Raw genomic sequence first — 2,835 nt, 5'->3', positions numbered from 1 at the left:
GTCATATTTCCTGATTTTTCTAATTTCATAACGCTAAAATAACCATTATTTCTGGAATTTTAAATAAAAACATCAATAAGTTATTAACAATCACATATTTGCATGTTAATAGCCTTGCAAAGGACTCATTTTATTTATTGTTCTCATATTTCTCCATTTTTTTATTCAATTCAATAATATAAAGGGTTAGTTCTTCTACTTTTTTTACAAGTTGTGTATTTATTTCTGCCAAAGATAATCCATTTTCTTTTATGATGTTTGCTGTTGGCATATCAGGCAGGTGTTTGTTTTTGAATTGACTGAAAAAGAGGTATCTACAATACCTACATAATTAAAAAGCATAACCAAATGTAAAGTATAAATCTGTAATACTTTCATGTATTAAATCAAAATTTATTTCAGAGTTATCTTTATTTAAAGTTGTGTGGTCATTAAAAACTTTAACTTTAGGACCATAGTTTATTTTCATAAAAAGATTTTTATAAACAGAAAACTTCAATCCAATATTAGCTCTTAAATAATCAGCTTTTTCATAAAACAACTTATCAAAAACACTAAATTTATTATAAACATGAACATATGAAAAACCAATTACCGGTGTAAATGCTTGATTAGCAGAGAAACAATAATTGAGTGATAAAGCCGGTATGTATAATATACCACGTTTATTGCTTTCATAATATCTTTTATAAGGAATAAACAAGTTTTGATAGGAGGCATATAAAGAATGTTCATTTTTTTTAAGTATTCGCCTTTCATAGCCAAATGAATAGTTCAAAAAGTTAATAAAAAAAGCATTTTTTGTTCTTTCATATAAATCACAATTAACATTCTTCCTCGATGGATTTGATGCAAACCCAATGATACTTATAGATAAAGGGAAGTTATAGTTTTCAAGAAATTTTCTCGCCCCATAATGGCTATTATAAAAGTAACTGGTATAATTGGGACTTAAATCGCTGATTTTTCCATTAGCTGAGCATTTAATATAAAATCTTTTTGAAATATTATACCTAAAACTGGCTTGGTAAATTAAATCGCTTTCAATTTGATTGGGATTTGTAGAAAAATATTCTATTCCGTTATGCTCGTCAACAATTACACTATATCCCTCTGACAAATACGATAGCTTAACACCTATACCTATTTCAACAGATGCTTTTTCATAATTTATTGAATTTAACAAATACCAATGATTTTGAAATATGTTGTCAGAATATCCCCCTTTTCTGTTAAACCCTGTCATTATTCCTACTGAATATAATTTTTTTGAAAAAAATATCTGTTGGTAATTCACAGACAACCAAGGTGAGGTTCCTCCTATATCAACAAAAACACCACTAAAAGTTTTTGTTTTGTTTTTTAAGCTATCATTAGAAATATTATTGCCGTATAGTAATAAACTAGATTGAGTTAAAATTAACATTAATAATCGTGTAGTTGTTATTTTCATCGCAAAACAATTTTTTGCTTCGTTTAATAAACTGTTTTGAGCTTGTATAAAGTATACAATAGAACAAAATAATTTTAATATTATTATTTTAATCATATTATTTGTTTATAATATCATTATAATTTATTGAATATGAATAAGTAAACTTAACTAAATACCATGTAATTGTTGTATCGTAATTCCATGCAGATGGGAAATCAAAGATATTTGTTTTATAATTATAAGGTTCGTTTTCTTTATAAAAAGCTATGTATAAATTATTTGTATCATTGTATTTAAAAATTTCAATTTTTTGAAGCTTATACAACATTTCCCTAAAATCACCATATAATCTTTTGGGGTATAAAACACTTTTACTATTTGTGTTATATATGTAATGAAATTTTAATACTAAAGTATCATTTGTTGCATTATATAAATAATTATCGTAAACATAGTTTATATTACTTTTTTTAATACATGAAATAAATATAAAAATAGAAATCAGTGTGATTGTTATAATATTTTTACTTGTTTTCATATTTCTCTATTTTTTTATTTAATTCTATAATATATAGGGTTAGTTCTTCTATTTTCTTTAAAAGTAAAGCATTTATTTCTGCCAAAGATAATCCATTTTCTTTTATGTCATTAGCCGATGGAATATCGGGTAAATGCTTATTTTTGTTTATATACCATTCCAAATCTGATAAGGGCATAAGCCGATGTTCGGGTTCAAATACATAATCGGGCCAAGGTGTTTCGTCCACTTCAATAAATATATCTTTTGCTCCCATAGTGCCGTTTACGGCAAAACGATAACCTTTGGGATTATTATTGGCTGTTAAACAAATACCTATGCCTAAGTTATCTTCGATGTATGTATTACCTTTTATTTGTAAATCGGCATTTGCATTTATATTAGTTGTTCTTATACCTATTTTTTGGTTCGATGTAATCAGTAATGGTGTATTCGCCAATAAATCCGATTCAGTTAAAGTAGCTGTATTAGTTCCCTGTGGTGGTTTATAGGTTACAAAATGTAAATTTCCTGTAACATCGCTTATGATAGCTGCTCCACCATTATTTGCATCATCACTTTGGAAAGTCCATTGCCCTTGATTGTTGCGTTGGGCATTGAAACCTATGTAGCTCGATAAATAATACGGTGCATTGGAATACGACTTTCCTATATTTACTTGCGTAATTCCGCCTCCTACCTGTACATTGCCATCCGATTTTATTTGTAACCCTTTATCGCTGCCATCATTGCTGGGCCAGTAATTGCCAAGTTTTAGGTTTTGGGTAGCTGTATGATTACCTAAATTGTCTTTTAGTTGAGTTGCTGGTGATGCTTTTATAACACCCTGAGCGTCGGATATTAGCACTGCTTCGTTGGTTAT

4 protein-coding genes are annotated in these 2,835 nt (G+C 28.0%); all 4 read right to left on the bottom strand.

Going from position 1 to position 2,835, the window contains the following annotated elements; translation table 11 throughout:
- Positions 1-130: 130 nt before the first annotated feature.
- Positions 131-271 (bottom strand): hypothetical protein, encoded by a 141-nt coding sequence (locus tag HPY79_12485; GenBank protein ID NSW46618.1) that lies wholly within the window; start codon positions 269-271, stop codon positions 131-133.
- Positions 272-331: 60 nt separating this feature from the next.
- On the bottom strand, positions 332-1,453 hold the full coding sequence (locus tag HPY79_12480; protein NSW46617.1) for a hypothetical protein: 1,122 nt from the start codon (positions 1,451-1,453) through the stop codon (positions 332-334).
- A 97-nt stretch (positions 1,454-1,550) separates the two neighbouring features.
- Positions 1,551-1,973 (bottom strand): hypothetical protein, encoded by a 423-nt coding sequence (locus HPY79_12475; protein NSW46616.1) that lies wholly within the window; start codon positions 1,971-1,973, stop codon positions 1,551-1,553.
- A partial coding sequence (locus HPY79_12470) for a hypothetical protein (protein NSW46615.1) occupies positions 1,960-2,835 on the bottom strand: 876 nt, incomplete at its 5' end. The genes HPY79_12475 and HPY79_12470, both read right to left, overlap by 14 nt.

This window comes from Bacteroidales bacterium (assembly GCA_013314715.1).
In the GTDB taxonomy this organism is placed as follows: domain Bacteria; phylum Bacteroidota; class Bacteroidia; order Bacteroidales; family GWA2-32-17; genus Ch61.
The sequence above is the reverse complement of the archived record's forward strand: the minus strand, read 5'-3'. Positions and strand labels throughout refer to the sequence as shown.

Bases quoted from the DNA above. Each gene is read 5' to 3' on its own strand.
- HPY79_12485 (NSW46618.1), bottom strand. From the start codon at position 271: ATGCCAACAGCAAACATCATAAAAGAAAATGGATTATCTTTGGCAGAA.
- HPY79_12480 (NSW46617.1), bottom strand. From the start codon at position 1,453: ATGAAAATAACAACTACACGATTATTAATGTTAATTTTAACTCAATCT.
- HPY79_12475 (NSW46616.1), bottom strand. From the start codon at position 1,973: ATGAAAACAAGTAAAAATATTATAACAATCACACTGATTTCTATTTTT.